A 19,791-nucleotide genomic window follows, 5' to 3' on the forward strand; every position below is an offset into this window, starting at 1 on the left:
GCGACCATGTGGAAGTGGAATTCGAGCGGCGGATCGCCGCGAGCGTAGCGGCCCAACTGGGAATTGGAGTTCACCTGTCGCCAAGCATACGAGCTGGATTGCGGGTAATATCTGCAGACCTCAGCCGTTGCGAAACGTATAGCCGTAACCGTTGATTGCCGGCGCCCCGCCGAGATGGACGTAGAGGACATTCGAACCTTCTGGAAAGAAACCTTTCTGGACGAGATCGATCATGCCTTGCATCGATTTGCCCTCGTAGACGGGATCTATAATCATACCCTCGAGGCGGGCACACAGACGGATGGCTTGCTTTGTTTCCTCCGACGGGATGCCATAATACGGGTATGCGTACTCCTTGAGCAGCACCACGTCATCCGCGGTGAATTCCGTGCCAAGGTCGACGAGCTTCGCAGTATCATTGGCAATTGCTAGCACCTGTGCGCTGGTCTGCTCGGGGGTTGCGGAGGCATCGATGCCGAGCACGTTGCGCTGTCGGCCGTCTCGAGCAAAGCCGACGACCATGCCGGCTTGCGTCGAGCCGGTGACCGTGCATGCGACGATATAGTCGAAGGCAAATCCAAGCTGCTTCTCTTGCGCGCGCACCTCCTCCGCGAACCGGATGTAGCCAAGGCCGCCATATTTGTGAACGGAGCCCCCAGCCGGTATCGCGTAGGGTCTGCCGCCCCTTGCCTTGACTTCATCGAGTGCCTCTTCCCAACTGCGGCGGATGCCGATGTCAAAGCCCTGGTCGACCAGCCGCACCTCTGCTCCCATGATGCGGCTCAAGAGAATGTTGCCGACCCGGTCGTAGACGACATCCTCATGCGGCACCCAGCTCTCCTGAACCAGGAGGCATTTCATGCCGATCTTGGCGGCGACCGCAGCGACCATGCGTGTGTGGTTGGACTGGACGCCGCCGATAGAGACAAGCGTGTCGGCATTTGACGCGATCGCGTCAGGGATGATGTATTCGAGCTTGCGGAGCTTGTTTCCGCCGAATGCGAGACCTGAGTTGCAGTCCTCGCGTTTGGCGTAGATGTCCACCTTTCCCCCCAGATGTTGGCCGAGTCGGTCGAGCTTCTCGATCGGGGTTGGGCCAAAGGTGAGCGGGTGGCGTTCGAATTTCTCCAGCATGTTTTCTCCGGCGGTTTATGATTGAGCTAACACTGCTATCCACAAGTCCTTCCAAGTGTCGGACTCGTTTTCGGGTCAGTTGCGCCCCTCGACATCCAAAGAGAACCCGTCGTTCATTTCATCTCATTGGCGGGCGAAACGAGGCGAGGCGCACGCGGTGCTGCGACATCCGAAGGTTGATTCCTCGTCCTCACGGCAGGTTGGCGACTGGCGCCGCACTTCCCGGTCGCCATCGCAATGCTTGGCCTTTTGTGCAGCGCTCGCCAGACTGCCAGACCGCCAGATCAGAAAGAGCACGCTTGCGAAATAGCCTGCCTGGAGAACCAGCGCACAACCCAGAGTCTTGACCATTGCCGCTCGTATGGAGTGCGAGACGAAGTGAATAATGAGAGCATTGGTGGGCAGGACCAACGCCATGACGCGGTAAAACATCCTGAGAGGCACGGACGTCTCCTGGCTTGTTCGTCAGTCATGCTGCGGGGTGTCGGCCGCAAGATGGGTCTGGCAGTTCTTCGGACAGACGCGGGCGCAGGCTCCGCAGCCGATACAGCGGCCGGCATGATCGACGACCATGATCATGCGGTTGAGTTCGCCTTCGAAGTCGTCCTCGTCGTCACAAATGCCGAGGATTTCACCCGCGTCATCGACGCCGTAAAGGTGCATGACTTCGCGCGAGCACACCTTGAAGCAGCGGCCGCACCCGATGCAGGTCGCGCCGTCGATAGCGGTCAGATAATCGGGCATCCATCTGGAGCCGTCGCGGGTAACGAACGGGCTGGTCATCGTGACTTCTCCAACGCGGCGAGTTCTCTCTTTGCAGCATCCAACTCCGCAAAAACGTCGAACGTTTTCTCGGCGACGGTCTTTATCTTGCGCCAGCCGACCGGGAGGTCCTCGGCAAGTCCGTGCAAGTCCGACATGACTTCCTTCCTCCCAACCGGTTGCACTGCGCGCGCTGGCGGTGACTCTTCGGCTGACCTCCAGCCGAACCGTTCCGGCGAGGCTCGATTACTTCGTGCGACAACAGCCTCATCGCGCCACAAACAGCGGCAATGGCGGCTTCTCAGCTATCCATCTGGTCACACCGCCGAAGATCCGCGCACGCAGCGGCCGCTGGCCATAAGCGCCCATGACGACCATGTCGGCGGACGTGTCGATCGCATGCTGCGTGAGGACTGTGGTCAGCGACTGCCCGGCGCTCGGCAGCCGGTCGATAGCTGCCCGAATACTGTGTCGGGCGAGGTAGGTCTCGATGTAAATTCGCTGCCCGGTGTCGTTGCCGTTCCCGGTTGCCTCCTGATCGACCAGTGCGACACGAACTTCCTCTGCACCCGATAGCAGATGCAGCGCTGCCCGAACCGCACGCGACGTCTCCGCTCGTGAATCCCAGCCGATCAGCATGCGCCGCGGCCGCAGAGAGGCCTTGGCGCCTTGCGGAACAACAAGCACCGGCTTTCCCGATTCCACCAGACTGGCATCAATAGCAAGTGGTCCGAGATCGTCGTCGTTGAGGAGTGAGGGTCCGATGACTGTCAGGTCTGCATAGAGCGCCCGCTGCCGCACCACGTCACCGACACAGGCCTGGTCGCAATAGTCGGTGTCCACCTCACAGGGAGCCCTCATGGCTTCCAGCAGTGTCTTGATTTCGCTGGGCCGTTTTTCCAGTCTGGCGATATCCTGTGAAACGGTATCGATTTCGCGAATTCGTCTCTCCAGTCTGACCACGTCTGGTGTGTGCTCAGGGCAGACGCCTGCGCCGATCGGCCGACGCCTGGCAAATTTGATGATCAGTACGGACAGACGTGCGCCAACCTCGGCACACAGCTCGGCGGCGGTTCTGACGTCCTGATCGGAGTGCTCAACTTCCGTCACACAAAGCACGGTTTTAAAACCCATTTGACTGCTTCTTTCCAAGTATTCTTGTAGTGCGCGCGTTCGAAGCCGCACCTGCCCAGGTGGGACAATGGGCGGTGGTCACCGTATTGGTTTCATTGTCTGCCGCCCTGCTCATCGAGAGCGTAGCCGGCCAGTTCGTTGTCTAGCTTGGGTTGGCACAGATGATCGACCTGCAGCACCCTCGAATCCCTCCCAGTTCCGGCAAGGTCTGAGCGTTGCATCACGCGCGGGCCGCGTCGGGATAGATTTCGATAGCCGAGATTGCATCATCGACCAGTTTCGTACCGGCCTCAGCAAGCTTCCGAAACGTCTCGAAGCCGAACCGGTGGACGTCGCGCAGCGTCTTCGACAAAACCACCAATCGCCCGGCCGTGAGAAGCACGCGCCCAAAGCCCTCGTGGCTAATTTTCATCATGGGCGATGCCATCAGGCCGGAGCGCTCCTCGATCGCGAGCCCGACAGCGGCGTAGTAAATATCCAGTCTCCACAGCACGTCTGGATCAGGATCGCCGATGATTGGCATTTCACGACGCTTTTCCTTGGTGACAATGAAGTCGGCCAGCAGCTCCGGGTCCGGTTTGCCTTCCCATGAGCCGTAAGAGTCCTGTGCGCGAACCAGCCGCACGAGGCACTTGACGAAAGGCGTGGCAAGCGCCGCCTCGACCTCTTTGACATCAGCGATGACCGCCGCATCAGCCATTGCGCATCTCCTCGTTCAATCTTCGTCATCCTTGAAGGACGGTTTCTTTCGGGGAACGCCCGCGTCCGCTAACACCTTGCGCAGCCACGGCGGAGGAGCCTTCCTGAGCATCTCCTGGGTTCGCGACAGGACGCTAGCGATAGGTTCGGGGTGCTGCACTTTGATCGGATGGATTTTTGCTGCAACGAGCCTGGCTGCGGCGGGCCCGCCGATCGCCAGACAAAACAATAGATGGCAGCCTTTCAACGCCAACACTTTTGGGCCGATGCGGTCATCGCCCTCGGTTCGATGCGTTCCGCTTTCGTCGGAAACGTCATCGAACGCCACTGCTTCCACGAAATTCCACTCGGCGGGCGTCACGTCGTAGACGGCAAAGCGTTTGGCCGATCCGAAATGGGCGTTAAGCTCTTTCAGGTCTTGCGTGGCGATCGCCACGCGTAATGCCCCGGCTTGCCTTTCCGGCGGCAAGGCGTGGACCTCGTCAGTGACGAGCGAGAGGCGACGAAGCGAGGTCATCTGGGATTTCTCGGTTTCGGAATGGATCAAGGGTCTCAGGGCTCGGCGCATGCTGGTTAGCCTGGAAGATGTTGGCGACCTCGAAGATCAGGTCGCGCGTCCCCTGATAGAGGATTGTGGGCTTGTGCTGGCTGCCGAGACGATCGAAGATGGGGAAGCCGACGCGCATGAGCGGAATGCCGAGGCGCTCTGCCGCCTGGCGCCCGTGGGAATGGGTGACAAGAAGGTTAGTGCCAGCAGCAAGGGTTTCCAGATCTCCGAGATCGCCGACCTGGACCGATTCCGCTGGAATTTTCTCGAGAATCTTTGACCTATCGGCCGTGGTCACCGCCGCCGCGATTTCGGCGCCCATACCGGCGAAAAAGGTCGCCAGTTGGTAGAGCTGGTCTGGTTCGGCAGCGATCGCAATTTTCTTGCCGCCGAAATGGAAATGTCCGTCGAGCAAGGCATCCTGCAATTGAGCCCGACGACGGCGTATCTTGGCCGGCACCGCGGCGCCCGAAATCAACGAAAGGAGCGAGACAAGCCGATCGGCGGCCTTCAATCCGGTTAGGGAGTGGAACAGCATATAAGGCACTCCTGTCAGCCGCTGAAGCGCGTCCGCCGAGCAGCGCATGTGCTCGCCAATGGCGATGCAATGGGCCGCTGTGCCAAGCTCGCGAATGTCCTCGACGCCGGTGCCGCCATAGGTGGTGGGAATCCAGCGGTCCGGTACCGTACCATCGAGCGAGCCGGAGACGTCCGGCAGCATCACCGGCTCGAGGCCGAAGCTTTCCACCGTCTCGCGCAAGTGCTCGAGGTCGGCCACGGTGAGGTTCCAGCCGGGCAGGATCGCGATCTTCTTGGACTGCCGCACCTGCTCGCCGGGCCGTGTAATGCCTTCGATCATCGCGGTGACAGCCTTGGCCCAGCCCTCTTCGATCGCGCCGTCGAAATCCGGCGTGTTGGCCAGCATGACCTCCGTACCGGCGAGTTCTTCCGCGTGGTCGAGCTTGATTTTGGCAATGTCGCCTGCGAAATCTTCGCCACGGGTTTCTACCAGTGCCGTGGTGCAGACCCCGATCAGCTTTGGCTTGGTGCGGGTCTTGAGGTTAAGGATCGCCTCTTCGAGATGGTCCGCCCCGCCGAGGATCGTCGCCAATTCGTCCATTGCCGTTGTTTGCAAGGGGACCGCTTCCTTGAAATGCCGCACGAAGAGCACCAAAGCGAAGCTGGTGCAGCCTTGGCTGCCGTGGAAAAGCGGAACCGCACCATCCACTCCGAGGAAGGCGAACGCGGCACCCAGCGGCTGTGACGACTTCAGCGGATTGACCGCGGCCGATTTTGTCTGGGGAATAATGCTGGCCATCGGTTTGCTCAACCCTGGCCCGCGGCCTTGGAGTTCCCCGGGAATTTCCCACGCGCGCTGTCGGTCGTGCCGGCGCTTGTTATGCTCGTCAGTTCATCCCACAGGGCAGTATGGCTATCCCACGGTGCCGGCTCGCGCACCTGGCGCCAGATTGGATTGTGAATGGCGAGGTCGATCTGGCGTATGAGCTCAACCATGCCGTCGTAACCGGCATAGGGGTGGTGACGCTCCTGGTTGATGTCGAGCCAGGGTGTCTTTGCCTTCAGCGCGACGAATTGCGTGCGCCCGCCCGACAGCATGATGTCGGCCTTGCGCTGTGAGAGCATGGCGTAAAGCTCGCGCGGTGCCATGGACTCGAAGATCTGGTTCTCTTCCTTTAGCGTCTGTCTGATGCGCTCCTTGTCTTCAACGGTCGATTTCTTGACCGAGGTCCCGACGATCTCGATGCCGATCTCCATCAGCGCATCGACGAGCGACCAGGACTTGACACCGCCGGTATTGAGCAGCACGCGCTTGCCTTCGAGCCTTGGGCGATAGGCGGCGAGCTTCTTCCAAGCAAGCGCCTCCTCCTGTGCAATCAGCGCCTCGGTGCGGTCGACGAGCGCCGGATCGGCCCCCTTCCTGACGAGCAGATCAGCGATGTTGCGAAGTGCTTGCGAGGTGGCGGTGATGCCGTAGAAGGAACCCTCGAAGAAGGGGATGTCCCAGCGCTCTTCCATCTTGCGGGCGAGATTGATGAGAGCGGTTGAGCAGACCATCATCGCTGCTCGGGCGCGGTGCGCGCAGGCGATATCGAGGTAGCGTGCATCGCCCGGAATGCAGGCGCGCACGCGGATGCCCAGTCGATCAAGGAGTGGCTTTACCTGCCAGAACTCCCCAGAGAGATTGAACTCACCGATGATGTTGATATCGCAAGGGCCGGCATCATCGGGCTCTGCGGTACCGATGACGTGGTCGAGCAACGCCTCGCCGGCGAGTTTGTTGCCGAGATTTTTAGAGCCGACGAAGCCCGGCGCATTGATCGGCACCACGGGCAAGCCGAACTTTGCCGCCGCATGCTTGCAGACGGCATCGATGTCATCGCCGATCAGCCCGGTCACGCAGGTTGAATAGACGAAGATCGCCGCCGGCGCATAAGCTTGGCTGATCTCGCGAATGGCCTTGAAAAGCTTGCGCTCGCCCTGCCCCATTACGACGTCGAGTTCGGTGAGATCGGTCGTGAAGCTTGTGCGCCACAAGGCCGACCCGGATGACGTCGCGCCCCGATTGTCCCAGGAGTTGCCCTCGCAGGCGAGCGGCGCGTGGATCAGATGCGCGACGTCGGTGATGGGCTGCAACGCAATCTTGGCACCGTCGAAGGCGCAGCCTCCGGCTGCAGCTCCCGGCGTCAGCGGCTTGGAACAGCCCACTTTGCGCGTTTTGGCATCCTTGCCCTGGTTCTTCTCGCAAGCGGGCTCGCTGAAGGCATCCCGCAGTTTGGCATTGGGCAAGAACATTGCGCCGGTCTCCAAAAGTCCGTCCGGAATAGCGGCCAGCCCCGGTGGCTGGCCGCTGCTTTAGCGGGTCAAGTCGAAGGAATAGTCCGTCACGCCCGTCTCGATCGTCTCTCGGTCGAGCTTGTCGAAGATCTGGTCGAGGATCGTCGTCAGCACGCGCAGTCCACCCTGATAGCCTATGAGCGGGAAACGGTGGTGATGATGACGGTCGAAGATCGGGAACATCAGTCGGATCAGCGGCGTGCCCGTGTCGCGCTCCAGATACTTGCCGTAAGAATTGCCGATCAGCAGGTCCACCGGTTCTGTAAAGAGCAGAGAGCGCATCGCCCATAGGTCCTTGCCCGCCCAGACCTGGGCGTCCTTGCCAAAGGAGGAGGCTGCGAGCAGCCTCTTCATCTCAGTTTCCCAGGCACTGGTGCCGTTGGTAGCCAAGCAGTGGGTCGGCTCGCCGCCTGTCTCCATGACGAAGCGGGCCATGGCGTGGACGAAGTCCGGGTCACCATAGATGGCGTATTTCTTCCCGTGCAGCCACGACTGGCTGTCGGCCATCGCATCAACCAGGCGGCCACGTTCGAGGCGGATCGCCTCCGGGATTTCCTTGCCGGATATCTCCGACACCCTCATCAGGAGCTCGTCGGTGGCCTCGACTCCGACGGGATAGTGGAAGGAGGCCGTTGTCTGCCCGACCTCCTGGCAATATTCCAGCGTCTTGCGGGTGTTGTAGTGTTGCAGCGACAGCGTTGCCTCGGCGTTGAGTGCCGCTTTCACGTCCTCGATCTTGGTGCCGCCGTCATACATGCGAAATTCGCCATCCGACGGCGTGTCGTACTGGTCGGAGGCGTCCTGGATGAACGTATAGGACACACCCATCAGGTCCAGCAGACGCTTAAGCTCGCGATTGTTGCCGACGCAGAAGCCGTCGAAACCGGGAATGATGTTTACCGTGTTGGCGACTGCGGAGCGTTGCTTCCCCTTCCAGAAGTTTTCCAATACACCTTTGACCATAACATCATAGCCGTCGACATGGCTGCCGACGAAGGCTGGGGTGTGTGCGTAAGGCACTTCGAAGTCCTGCGGGACTGAGCCTTCCTTTCTGGCGTTTTCGATGAACGAGTGTAGATCGTCGCCGATGACCTCTGCCATGCAAGTGGTGGAGACCGCGATCATCTTCGGCTCGTAGAGTTTGTAGGTGTTGGCGAGCCCGTCGATCATGTTCTTCAGGCCGCCAAACACCGCTGCGTCTTCGGTCATGGAGGACGAGACCGCCGACGCCGGCTCCTTGAAGTGGCGTGACAGGTGCGAACGATAGTAGGCCACGCATCCCTGGCTGCCGTGGACGAACGACATCGTGCGTTCGAAACCCGCGGCGGCGAACACCGCGCCAAGTGGCTGGCAGGCCTTGGCGGGATTCACGACCAGCGCTTCGCGAGCGAGGTTTTTGTCCCGATATTCCCAGGTTTTGGTGAATTCGCTTTGGTCGGTGACGGTCTGGTCCGGATGCGGACATTCAAAATTCAGCTTCTTTGCGGCCAGCATCTTTCTGTATTCCGTCTCACGGAACAGAGGAGCGTGATCGAGAACTTTTTCGGCCGACTGCGGCATGGAGTACCTCTTTTGATCTGGCGGCGCCATCCGGCGGCACAGGGACGTCATGATGTTCGGGTCTCCTGCGGATCAAGGACCGCAGGTGCTCGAGGCCGAGCAGGCGATGCGAAGCAAGGTTTTTATTCGGCTGCGATGGCCGCGGCCGCGGGTTTGTTCTTCCAGGGCGCGTCGTAGAGGTCCCAGACCGGGTTGTTGATGGCCAAGTCCATGTCGCGGGCGAAGATGGCGAAGCCGTCATACCCATGATAGGGACCGGAATAGTCCCAGGAGTGCATTTGGCGGAATGGTATTCCCATCTTCTGGACCGGGTACTTTTCCTTGATGCCGGAGCCGACGAGATCAGGACGGATCCCCTCGATGAACTTCTCCAGTTCGTAACCGGTCACGTCGTCATAGATCAGCGTGCCCTCTTGCACGTAATGACCGGTGCGCTGATAGTCGTCGTTGTGCCCGAATTCGTAGCCTGTGCCGACGATCTCCATGCCGAGGTCTTCGTAGGCGGAGATCACGTGCCGCGGGCGCAGGCCACCGACGTAGAGCATGACCGTCCTGCCCTCCAGGCGCGGCCAATACTTGTCGATGACCGCATCCACCAGCGGGCGGTATTTGGCAATCACGTACTCGGTTTTCTCCTGGATCTCCGGCCCGAAATGCTTGGCGATGGTGCGCATCGAGGACTCGATCTGGGAGGGTCCGAAGAAATTGTACTCCATCCAGGGGATGCCGTATTTTTCTTCCATGTGTCGGCAGATATAGTTCATCGATCGATAGCAATGGATGAGGTTGAGCTTGGCTTTCGGCGCGCGCTCGATTTCGGCGAGCGTAGCGTCACCTGACCAGTTGCCGACCACGCGCAGACCCATCTCCTCGAGCAGGATACGCGACGCCCAGGCATCACCGCCAATATTGTAGTCGCCGATGACGTTGACATCGTAAGGACCTGGCTCGAACTCAACGTCCTTCTTCTCAAAGACCCAGTCGCGAATTGCGTCATTGGCAATGTGATGGCCGAGCGACTGCGAGACCCCGCGGAATCCCTCGCAGCGCACCGGCACGATGGTCTTTTCGTGCTGCTTGGCCTTCTTGCGCGAGACCGCCTCGATGTCGTCTCCGATCAACCCGATCGGGCATTCCGACTGGATGCTAATGCCCTTGTTCAGCGGGAAAAGCTCTTCGATCTCGTCGATGATCTTTTCCAGCTTCTTATCGCCGCCGAAGACGATATCCTTTTCCTGAAAGTCGGAAGTGAACTGCATCGTGACGAAACTGTCGATGCTCGTCGTGCCGACATAGTAGTTGCGGCGCTGCGACCAGGAATATTGGCCACACCCGACGGGGCCATGCGAGATGTGGACCATGTCCTTCACCGGTCCCCACACCACGCCTTTGGAACCGGCATAGGCACAGCCCCGGATCGTCATGACACCGGGAATGGACTTGATGTTCGATTTGACGTCGCATTCGGAGAGAGCCTCCGCCTCTCCGGCAACCTCTTGGCTGCTGGTAGCGACGCCCAAGTGTTTCTTGCGCCGCTTTGCCGTCTTGTCTGGATATCGCGATAGCACTTCCTCAATGAGCTTGGTGTGCAAGGCGCCGTCATTTTGGGAGTCAAGGCTCATAAAGCTGCCCTTTTTGAGGTTCTTCGGCTGGCGCCTGGTCTTTTAGACGCCTGTTCGGTGAAGGCGCCGGAATGCCCGGCGCCCTGGGCGGGACTATTGAGCGGCCGCAGGTGTGGCTTCCTTTGCGGCAAGTTCCGCAAGCATCTGCTCCTCCGTCTTCATGATGCCGAAGTCGAGCAGCATGTCTTCCAGCTCTTCCATGGTGATCGGAGTCGGGACGGTACCTTGACCGCCATTGGCATGGATTTTTTCGGCAAGCGCGCGGTATTCCCCGGCCTGCTTGGAGTCCGGCGCATATTGGATCACCGTCATCTTGCGCAGTTCGGCGTGCTGGACGATGTTGTCGCGCGGCACGAAGTGGATGAGCTTGGAATTCAGCTTTTTAGAGAGAGCCTCGGCCAGATCGAGTTCGCGGTCGGTCTGGCGCTCGTTGCAGATCAGACCGCCGAGACGCACGCCTCCCGAATGGGCATATTTCAAAATACCCTTGGCGATGTTGTTGGCAGCATAGAGCGCCATCATCTCACCGGACATGACGATGTAAATTTCCTGTGCCTTATTCTCGCGGATAGGCATTGCGAAGCCGCCGCACACAACGTCACCAAGCACGTCGTACGAGACGTAGTCCACGTCTTCGTAGGCGCCGTTCTCCTCAAGAAAATTGATGGAAGTGATGACACCGCGGCCTGCGCAACCGACGCCCGGCTCGGGTCCACCGGATTCGACACACTTGATGTCCTTGTAACCGATCTTCAGCACGTCTTGGAGTTCGAGATCTTCGACGGACCCTTCCTGTGCGGCGAGGTGGAGCACGGTGTCTTGCGCCTTCGCGTTAAGGATGAGACGGGTAGAGTCGGCCTTAGGGTCGCAGCCTACGATGAGAATCCTCTGCCCGAGGTCGACCAGGGCAGCGAGCGTGTTTTGGGAGGTAGTAGACTTCCCGATGCCCCCCTTTCCGTAGAATGCGATCTGACGCAAACGCGACATGTAGCTTTCCTTCCTTGTTCCATCTATTGGGCCAATACGCGAATGACCGGTCGGCAGATCATGCCGCTCCCAAGAGGATCAAAACTCGTGCCAACCTGCCTGGACCGACCTGAAAGAAAAATTACTGACTTTTTTCAGCTGCTTAGCCTCATGCAGACGGCTGATTGGTTAAATACCCATGTCGCGGATCCGACAAAGCCTACAGAGGTGTCGATTGGTTATGTCGACGATGGCCCATAGCCACAGCTCCGCAATCGACAAACCCTGACCATGGCCACGTGGATGACGCCGTTCATACAGCCATCGTGAGAGACTTCCGCCTACCAAAACCGCCAGTGGCGGGCGCGAGAGAGCCCGTGTCCGACCTGGGTGCTGCCGTCGGCCTCCACCAGCAGGATCATCGGCTGCAAAGGCGCTGGCATCCAAGCTGTCATCGCCCGTTGCCACGGCCGTTGCTGGAGCCGAGTGGTCGTGACTTCGGACGCAAACGATTTCGCTCTCAGATATGACCCCAGCAAGCGCATCGCGGTGGGTTCAGGCAGATGAAATCGTAGTTGTCCTTTACAGCATGACCATCTGCTTCGGTTGTGGCGTCATGGCCTATCATCGTCGGTTGGAGCCGTGGCCGTTACCGGAGCCGATTGATCGATTAGAGACACAAACGATTTCGCTGTCACAAACAAATCCAGCAAGCCAATCGCGGTCGCTACCAGCAGAATGGCACTCTTCATTTCTGTCTCCACTGATCAATTTGGGAGCGGCAGATCGAGTCGAAGCCACTCTGCGGCTTTTGAGCCGCAGGGTGGGGGCGGGTCGATTTAATGAACCTATGCACTGCTGACGACATCCTGACGGAGCAGCCATCACGGCCAGGCGGATCGGCGTAGATGCTGACTGATCTCGGCGGATACCCTTCGCGCCACTATCGCCAATTCCCCTGAGTGGCATTTGAGGCCGCTACACTCAAAAGTGAGGATCAGCGCACTTCCTAACCGTTAGCAAGCAAAAGACTCTTTCGCCGGCCCCAAGACCATCGGTCGCATCGGGGTTGGCATCGCTTTGCGCCGTGGCTGCCGGAGCCGAGTGGTCGTTGACATCGGACGCAAAAGATCTCGCCCTCAGATTTAATTCCCGCAGATCCATCGCGGTAAGAACCAGCAGATGAACTCGTAGTCGGGTATTAAATCAGGATCATCGGTTGAATCGGGGGTGGCATCTTGGCGGTCGTCGCTTGGTGCCGTGGCCGTTACCGGAGCCGCCACGGACACCAACGATCTTGCTGTCACAAGCAGACCCAGCAAGCCAATTACGGTCGCTACCAGCAGAATGGTCCTCTTCATTTCTGTCTCCGTTGGTCAATTTGGGAACGGCAGATAGAGTCGAAGCCACTCTGCGGGCTTTGAGCCGCAGGGTGGGGGCGGGTCGATGTAATGAACCTATGCACCGCTGCTGACGACGTCCTGACGGAACAGCCATCACGGGCCAGGCAGATCGGCGTAGATGCTGACTGATCTCGGCCATCAGCATGGCCAACGGCAAGGTCTCATTCCTATGGAGAGAGCCAACACCGCTCAGAACCGAGGATCGGTGCACTTCGCTAGCCGTAGGAAGCAGAGGAGTCTTTGGCCGGCCATAAGATAATTGGTCGCATCGCGGGTGGCATCTTGGCGGCCGTCGCTTGGTGCCGTGATTGCCGTGGGTGCCGTAGGTGCCGTGGGTGCCGTGGGTGCCGTGGGTGCCGTGGGTGCCGTGGGTGCCGTGGGTGCCGTGGGTGCCGTGGGTGCCGTGGGTGCCGTGGGTGCCGGAGCCGAGCGGTCGTTGACTTCGGACGCAAACGATTTCGCCGTCATAAACACAGCGAGCAAGCCAATCGCGGTGGCAGCCAGCAGGAAGGACCTCTTCATTTCTACCCCGTAATCAATTCGGGATCAAAGTCACCCGGCTGGCTTTGACTCGCAGGCAGATCACTAGGGCCCCGATAGAGGTCATTGCTGACGACAGCCTGACGAACCGGCGCCATTACGCCGAAGGTTGAAACTGGTTTGCGATTCCAAATGCCGTGAAAGCGGGGGCGCGCTTTGTCGAACCAAGAGCGACGTTGTTTGAAAAGGATCCCGACCGAACCGCGGCCTGAAGCGATATGCTGGCAGCATCGACAAGCGTCCGGTGACGATCTCCGATGGCGAACAGCGCCACGCCAATGCAGTCTAATTCAAACCAGGCCGCTGCGAATTTGAAACCACGGTGTGACCAAGCGATTTGTTGACCGCCGGGATGATCTTGTCCCCCCAGAGATCGAGCTGGCGCAGCATCGTGTTGTGGTCGAAATCTCCCAATTGGGTCTGAATCGCGATCTGGTCCGGTTTCAGGATGTTTATCTCTTCCAGTAGGCGATCGATCACGCGATTCACGCTGCCGATCGGCAAGTTCTCGCGCATATTCTCGAAGGACAGATCCTGCTGCGTAGGTGTTTCCTGCAGCAGGTAGCCGTCCTGGCTCTGCTGGCGGCGCTGATGCAGTGCTTCAGATAGCCGGCGCTGGAAACGGGCATTGTCGAGATAGCTGTTGATTTCCGCGGCGTTGTCGCTGGCATAGCAGCAGCGCAGCAGCGATATCCTCGAGTGCGCGACGTTCTTAGCCTCGGAAGCCGCCGCCTTCTCGATGCTTTCGCGCAGCATGCGCATGGTCTCCAAGCCGTTGTGGAATGCTGTGACAAAAAGATTGTGTCCCTCACGATACGCCCGGCCCATGCTGCGCGCGGATCCGGCGGCGATCCAGATCGGCGGGGTCGGCTTCTGAAGGGTGCGTACGGAGATCGCCGTCGGCGGTATCTTCTCATACTGGCCATTGTGTTCGAAGATCTTCTGGTTGAGGCCCTTGAGTAGAATCGCCAAATATTCAGAAAATACAGCCGGCGCCTCATCGACATCGACGCCGAAACGCTCGAACTCGAACTGCTGGTACCCCGAGCCGACTCCGAGTTCGAGGCGGCCGTTCGAAACGACGTCGGCGAAGCCGATCTCGGAGAGCAGGCGCTGTGGCTGATAGAGCGGGAGAACGCAGACGCCAGTGCCGAGCCGAATGGTGTTCGTCATGCCGGCGCAGTGCGCCACCATCATCAAGGGCGACGGAATCAGGCTGTAATTATTGAAGTGGTGCTCGGCGAACCAGGCGGTGTTGAATTGAGCCTGCTCCGAAACCACCGCCTGTTCGATGGAGTTGCGGATCACACTGCTGGACGATTGATGATAGCCGCGTTGAGCGGCCAGGATGAATGTCGCGAATTCCATGGTGGTTCCTTGTTTCACGGAGGTTGGCTGAGCGGGGGATGCTTGAGACGTGTGTCGACGGCGTTGGCCGCGGTGTCGATGCTGTCTTCGTGGTGGCTCAGTCCACCACGATTGCGGCAAGCCGCTTCCGGTTCGGCGATCGCAGCCGCGCCCGGAAGGTTGGCGCTAATGCGGCCTCGCCTTGCGCCGCGCTTCCGTGCACCAGCCGCAGCCCGCCAGCTCAGTCGACAATCATTCCAAGTCCTCGGTTGCCTCCTGATCGCGTTCGCTGGCGAATCCTGCATCACCGAACGAGGTCAAGCCGCCGTCCACGTACAGGATTGAGCCGTTGACGTATGAAGCGTCTGGCGAAGCGAGGAAGAGCACTGCGTCCGCGACCTCCTCCGGCTCTCCCATCCTGCCCATCGGAATGCGCCGGCTGATCGCTTTCGGGTCGATGCTGCTGCCAGGCGTGCGGATGTAGCCAGGAGCGACGGTGGCCGTCCGAATGCCGCCCGGACCCAGTTCGGCCGCCATGCAGCGGGTCAGGATTTCCAACCCCGCCTTGGATGCCGCATATGCATGGCGCGGTGGCAAGGGCAGAGAGGTGTTGAACGGTGCAATATGAAGGATCATGCCTCCGGGGCGCATCATCTTGATCGCCTCACGCGCGCAAGTGAAGGCACCGGAGTCACATCAAGAACGTGTTCGGTCTGTGCCGGCAGCATTTGGTCGACCGCCGACATGTCGGCGACAACAGCACTGTTGACGAGGACCTCCAAGCGGCCGAAGCGCCCCCTCAATTCGTCGAACAGCGCCACCACGTCGCTTTCGACGTTCAGGTTCACGGTTTTCGCGACATGCTCGCCGCCGAGCGATCGCGCGAGTTCTGTCGCGGCAGTGCGATCTCTGTCGGCAATCACGACGGTGTCCCCGTTCGCGGCAAAGTGACGAACGACGGCCGCGCCTATGCCCTTTGCCCCGCCCGTGACAAGCACGGTCCGCGCCGGTGTGCTCGGCTGGACGGGAGAGTTCGGCTCCTGGCGTCCCATCCACCGGCGGATGTGCATCGCCCGGCTGGTTGAAGGACATCCAACCACCATCAACCGTCAGCACCGAACCGGTGATGTAACTCGCTTGCGGGCTGGCCAGAAATCGTACGGCCCGGGCGACCTCGTCGGGGCGCCCCACGCGCCCCATCGGCACGCGGCGGCGCACCGCCGCCAGGTCCGCTTTGCCGTCACGTTCAAGTGCCGCAGTCATCGAAGTGCGCACATAGCCCGGTGCTACCGCCGTCACGCGAATGCCCCGCGAAGCCCACTCGCACGCCAAAGATTTCGTGAAGGAGATCAGGCCAGCTTTCGACGCAGCGTAGACATGGCGCTTGGGATTGCTGACCAAGCCCGATATCGAGGCGACGTTGACGATGACAGCGCCCGGCTGCATCCGCCTCGCTGCTTCGCGGGCCATGACGAAGGGCCCGATCAGGTTTACCGCCAGGGTGCGTCGGAAGGACTCGATAGTGGTGTCGACAGTCGCGTCCACGGTGGGCCCAATACCCGCGTTGTTGACGAGTACGCTGATCCGCGCGAACTGTGCTTCGACCCGGCGGTAAAGCGCAAGGATGTCGTCTTCTTTCGAGACATCGTACTCGAGGCCGAGATGCGGGCGGCCGAGATGGCGGGCCAGTTCAAGCACCCCCCTGCCGGGAAGGTCTACGGCAACGACGACGTCTCCATCCGCGGCAAGCGTATCGGCCAGGACACGGCCGATCCCGCCTGCAGCGCCTGTTATGATCACGATGCGTCCTGCCAGCGGCTTCATGAGAGCTTCGCTGCCATCAGCGCCCACCGATCTCGGCCCTGCGACGCCATGTGACGGAAGGATCGGTTTCGGCACAGAAGCACGTCCTGGTGACAGTTCATTTCCGCCCCAAGTGGGCCAGGTCCGCTCTGGGTCACCCATTATCTCCGCAGCATGGCAAGCGGACAGGCCTCCGCCGGAAGAGGGGATGGGACATTGCAGCACAGGCCTAGTTTTTCGCCTCCGCCGCAGCGCGCGGCGAGCGCGTAGACCGGGTCGACTGGATGCGGTGCTCCGACCGGCTGCCGGGGCCCGAACCGCTCTGGCTCGAATCCCGCCGGCGGGATCTGCTCCTCCTGCCAGTCGTAGACCACCGTCCGTTCGGCAATCCGCCACGCCCCTTCCCGCTTCTGAAACACATCGCAATAGCGGCCGCAGAGAAGCTCCTGGCGTATTTCGCCGGCCTTGTCGGGTCCGCGTTGCAGCGCGGTGAAATAGCTCTCGACGGCGGCCTTAGCCGGGCTGATGAAATCGATCAGGATGTTCGTGACCTGATGGACGTAGCGCGGTCGGGTCTTGAAGGTATCCAGCGCAAACTGGATGAACCCCTCGGCCGGGCCGCAATAGGCACCATGATTGTCATGCGCATCGGGCCAGTACGCGCTGCGCAGTGCCGCCTCGTCGGCGCGGTCTATTCCGCGGCAGTACCGATAAAGGCAATCGCGGATGGCCTCCCGGTCGAGCAGTTCGATAACTTTTGCGTGGTCCATTGCTTTGTCCCAAGTTCTAGGTTGGAAGAGGCGTTTTGGCGCATTCAGTTGCGCAACAACGAGTGTTCGGCGCTCGACCGACACGGTGGACCGCCCCTCGCCTGGCTGTTTGCGTGTCTTGGGCGCGGCCTGATGCGGCCAACCCGCGACACGCCCGATGACAAAGACGGTCACCAATCGGCTGCGGCCGTGCCATCGATTTCCAGTGCACGTTCGGGGCAGGATCGCGCGCCCCTTGCCGCCAGCGGTTCGTCTCCCAGCGCCACCTTGATGTCACCGGGCAGGATGTAGCCCTCGTCATCAAGCGTGAAGACGTCCGATGCTTGTGCCCAGCATCGCGCGTGCCCCTGGCATTTGGCCTTGTCGACGATGATGCGCATGGCACGAGCTCCATATTTGTTCTCCCGGCTCGGGGACGGCGTTGGTCAGCACCAATCCAGGATCAGATTTTCGATCCCGAACACATGGCCGCCGTGGGTGATGGGCGCTGTACCTTCCTTGATCCGGAACGACGGGATGCGCGCAAGCCACTCCTCCAGGCCAATGACAATCTCGCGCCGTGCAAGGTGTGAGCCAAGGCAGCGGTGGGGACCATGGGCAAAGGCGGTGTGGCAATTCTCCTCTCGTGCCAGATCGACCGTGTCGGGGCATGCGAATTCCGTCGGGTCACGATTGGCAATCATCGTGGCGCAGGAAATGTAGTCCCCCTTGCGGATGGGTGCGCCTTCGAAGTCGACATCTTTGGTTGCCACGCGGAGCATCTGCACGGTCGGAAAGGCGCGCAGCAATTCTTCGGCTGCCAGCACGATGCGTTCGGGCTTGCTCCGCAGCCATTCCTGGTCTTTCGGATTGCGCGCAAGATAGGACAAATCAAAGCCTATCGCTGCTGCGACCGTGTCGAGCCCCGCGACGAACACGAGCACGCCGATGCCGCGGACTTCCTTGTCGGTCAGCGGGCGACCCTCGACCTTAGCCTGCACGACGAAGGTCATGAAATCACCGACGGGTACCTTGCGGCGGAGGGCTGCAAGGTCGTCGATGAAAGAGACAATCCGCTGGGCCGCTGCCGACCTTTTGACAGGCTCGCCGTGGAGGAGATCCTTCCCCCAGCCGACAAATATGTCGAGGCGGTGGTCGGATAGCCCGAGAAAACGAAGAAAGATGTTAACCGCGAAAGGGAAGGCGAAATCCTTCATGACATCGCAGCTTGTGCCAGAGGCGGCGATCCTGTCGATAAGTGCGATCGCCCGCTCCCGGACAGCTGGTTCCAGCGCTCTTACCCGCTGGGGTGAAAACAGTGGGTTGAGTAGTGAACGAAAAATACCATGAGCCGGTGGGTCAAGTTCGAGTGGGATCATCGGCCAGTTTTCGCCGAGCGCGGAGGCGAAGATGCTGCGGTGGCTGGAAAAGGTTTCGGTGTCCTGCAGCACCCTGCGCTGGTCTCTGGCGCGCGTGATGACCCAGGTACCCCGGCCATCGCGCGTGTTGTGGGGGGCGTAAAAGATCGGTGGCCCGGCATGGACGCAGGCCACGGCTGCGTGGGGATCCCCGTTGGCCGTGGGTGGCATCCCAGGCGACGTGAACAGGCTGAAGTCCCTTACCAGTTCGAGCGGGACATGGTCCGGGACCGGACTGCTCGTACCTTCATTTTTCCTCATCTGACGCCTCCTTGGGACCGTATGGGGTTCGGCCTCCGGCTCGAGCGCACTGTCACAAGTGCGAAGCGATGGAACTTCCCTCCTCCCAGCGACACCGCCGTGTGAGCTCTGGCGGCCTCATACCTCTGACGGAAGCAGCTTTTAATTCAGGCCGATGTCGTTCCTGATCCGTGCAAGGCAGCTTTCGTCTTCCTCCGAGCCAAAGCAGCTTTCGAAATCATTGCATTGGCGGCAACTGGGCGCAGTGCATATGGAAAGGCCTTCAGCCTCGCAGAGCATGCGGTAAAGGTACTTCTTCCATTTCATGTTCTTGGTGTTGCCGGCTGCCAGTGTCGGAAAATGCGTAGCGAACAAGAGGCTGAGTTCGGCCCGGTTGAAAAGGCCAAGATCCTGCCAGAGATGGTCATTGCGCATGGCGCGCCGGGCGATGAGTTTGGCAAACCGGGCGCTGGCCGGGTCGCCCGGCCGGGCCTGCGCCAGCAGCAGGTCGCGTAGGAGTTGTTCCTCCATCTCCGGCTCCACGTCGGTCGCCTCTTCCAGGGCGAACGCACTGATAGGGAGATGGCGGAAACGGTCCGTCAGGACATCACGCAGATCGGCACGCGAAAGGCCGGTTGCCTGTGTCGCGGTCGCCTCGCCGGCATTGATCTCCTCGAGCGCTCTTGAGAGGACACAGGCAAGGACATGCTCGTCGAACCTGACCGCCGGATCGATCGAAGGCCATTGGCCGGCGCCGGGTGACTGTGCGTGTGGTAACCGATCAGGGCGATAGGGCGTTCGAACTCGGCGGGTGACGCCCGTTTTCCAAATAATGCCCTCGTGGGACTGACCTGACATTTTTGCTTCCCTGCTTCGTTGCCTCGACCCGCGATGTCGCCCGCGACCTGAAAGCCTACCGGCAGCGTCCAGCCGCTCGTGGTGATCAGATTCAAACGCCGTGCCAACTGCGCCGCCAGCGACACAACAAGAACCTGGAAGGCATTTCTCGTG

17 protein-coding genes and 1 pseudogene are annotated in these 19,791 nt (G+C 60.3%); all 18 read right to left on the reverse strand.

The window, feature by feature from the left end:
• Positions 1-120: 120 nt before the first annotated feature.
• The 18 genes and pseudogenes from M727_RS0127035 to M727_RS0127155 all read right to left on the reverse strand — a co-directional run bounded on the left by M727_RS0127035 (position 121) and on the right by M727_RS0127155 (position 19,638).
• On the reverse strand, positions 121-1,134 hold the full coding sequence (locus tag M727_RS0127035; RefSeq protein WP_027155251.1) for a 1-aminocyclopropane-1-carboxylate deaminase: 1,014 nt from the start codon (positions 1,132-1,134) through the stop codon (positions 121-123).
• A 123-nt stretch (positions 1,135-1,257) separates the two neighbouring features.
• Positions 1,258-1,578 carry an exopolysaccharide production repressor protein gene (locus M727_RS39315; protein ID WP_084646904.1) on the reverse strand — a complete coding sequence of 107 codons (321 nt, stop codon included), beginning with the start codon at positions 1,576-1,578 and terminating at the stop codon, positions 1,258-1,260.
• A gap of 21 nt (positions 1,579-1,599) precedes the next feature.
• Entirely contained in the window at positions 1,600-1,917 is a 318-nt protein-coding gene (gene fdxB / locus M727_RS0127045; protein ID WP_027155252.1) for a ferredoxin III, nif-specific, read from the reverse strand.
• Complete coding sequence (locus tag M727_RS40580; protein WP_084646905.1) at positions 1,914-2,054, reverse strand: CCE_0567 family metalloprotein; 141 nt, start codon at positions 2,052-2,054, stop codon at positions 1,914-1,916. The genes fdxB and M727_RS40580 overlap by 4 nt, the downstream gene beginning before the upstream one ends.
• 109 nt (positions 2,055-2,163) lie before the next feature.
• Complete coding sequence (locus M727_RS0127055) at positions 2,164-3,030, reverse strand: universal stress protein (RefSeq protein WP_027155253.1); 867 nt, start codon at positions 3,028-3,030, stop codon at positions 2,164-2,166.
• Positions 3,031-3,250: 220 nt separating this feature from the next.
• Entirely contained in the window at positions 3,251-3,730 is a 480-nt protein-coding gene (locus M727_RS0127065) for a NifX-associated nitrogen fixation protein (RefSeq protein WP_027155254.1), read from the reverse strand.
• Between the two features lie 15 nt (positions 3,731-3,745).
• Positions 3,746-4,246 carry a nitrogen fixation protein NifX gene (nifX, locus tag M727_RS0127070; protein ID WP_027155255.1) on the reverse strand — a complete coding sequence of 167 codons (501 nt, stop codon included), beginning with the start codon at positions 4,244-4,246 and terminating at the stop codon, positions 3,746-3,748.
• Positions 4,212-5,594 (reverse strand): nitrogenase iron-molybdenum cofactor biosynthesis protein NifN, encoded by a 1,383-nt coding sequence (gene nifN, locus M727_RS0127075; protein WP_027155256.1) that lies wholly within the window; start codon positions 5,592-5,594, stop codon positions 4,212-4,214. Before nifN ends, nifX begins: the two co-directional genes overlap by 35 nt.
• Before the next feature lie 8 nt (positions 5,595-5,602).
• Complete coding sequence (gene nifE / locus M727_RS0127080) at positions 5,603-7,090, reverse strand: nitrogenase iron-molybdenum cofactor biosynthesis protein NifE (RefSeq protein WP_027155257.1); 1,488 nt, start codon at positions 7,088-7,090, stop codon at positions 5,603-5,605.
• A 60-nt stretch (positions 7,091-7,150) separates the two neighbouring features.
• A complete protein-coding gene (gene nifK / locus M727_RS0127085; RefSeq protein ID WP_027155258.1) occupies positions 7,151-8,692 on the reverse strand; it encodes a nitrogenase molybdenum-iron protein subunit beta in 1,542 nt (513 codons plus the stop codon).
• 122 nt (positions 8,693-8,814) lie between these two features.
• Positions 8,815-10,314, reverse strand: a complete 1,500-nt coding sequence (nifD, locus tag M727_RS0127090; protein ID WP_027155259.1) for a nitrogenase molybdenum-iron protein alpha chain — start codon at positions 10,312-10,314, stop codon at positions 8,815-8,817.
• Between the two features lie 93 nt (positions 10,315-10,407).
• The gene (gene nifH / locus M727_RS0127095) at positions 10,408-11,301 is read right to left on the reverse strand and encodes a nitrogenase iron protein (protein ID WP_027155260.1); all 894 of its coding nucleotides are present in this window, start codon (positions 11,299-11,301) and stop codon (positions 10,408-10,410) included.
• A gap of 2,207 nt (positions 11,302-13,508) precedes the next feature.
• Positions 13,509-14,591, reverse strand: coding sequence for an LLM class flavin-dependent oxidoreductase (locus M727_RS37640; RefSeq protein ID WP_051505763.1), 1,083 nt, complete (start codon positions 14,589-14,591; stop codon positions 13,509-13,511).
• 231 nt (positions 14,592-14,822) lie between these two features.
• A pseudogene (locus tag M727_RS37645) lies at positions 14,823-16,394 on the reverse strand (SDR family oxidoreductase).
• Between the two features lie 140 nt (positions 16,395-16,534).
• Positions 16,535-17,143 (reverse strand): nuclear transport factor 2 family protein, encoded by a 609-nt coding sequence (locus M727_RS37650; protein WP_084646907.1) that lies wholly within the window; start codon positions 17,141-17,143, stop codon positions 16,535-16,537.
• 170 nt (positions 17,144-17,313) lie between these two features.
• Positions 17,314-17,523, reverse strand: a complete 210-nt coding sequence (locus M727_RS0127145) for a ferredoxin (protein ID WP_027155267.1) — start codon at positions 17,521-17,523, stop codon at positions 17,314-17,316.
• 45 nt (positions 17,524-17,568) lie between these two features.
• On the reverse strand, positions 17,569-18,801 hold the full coding sequence (locus tag M727_RS0127150) for a cytochrome P450 (protein WP_027155268.1): 1,233 nt from the start codon (positions 18,799-18,801) through the stop codon (positions 17,569-17,571).
• Positions 18,802-18,942: 141 nt separating this feature from the next.
• Entirely contained in the window at positions 18,943-19,638 is a 696-nt protein-coding gene (locus tag M727_RS0127155; protein WP_027155269.1) for a nitrogen fixation protein NifQ, read from the reverse strand.
• Positions 19,639-19,791: the final 153 nt, after the last annotated feature.

This window comes from Mesorhizobium sp. WSM2561, assembly GCF_000513915.1.
Classification (GTDB): Bacteria; Pseudomonadota; Alphaproteobacteria; order Rhizobiales; family Rhizobiaceae; genus Mesorhizobium; species Mesorhizobium muleiense.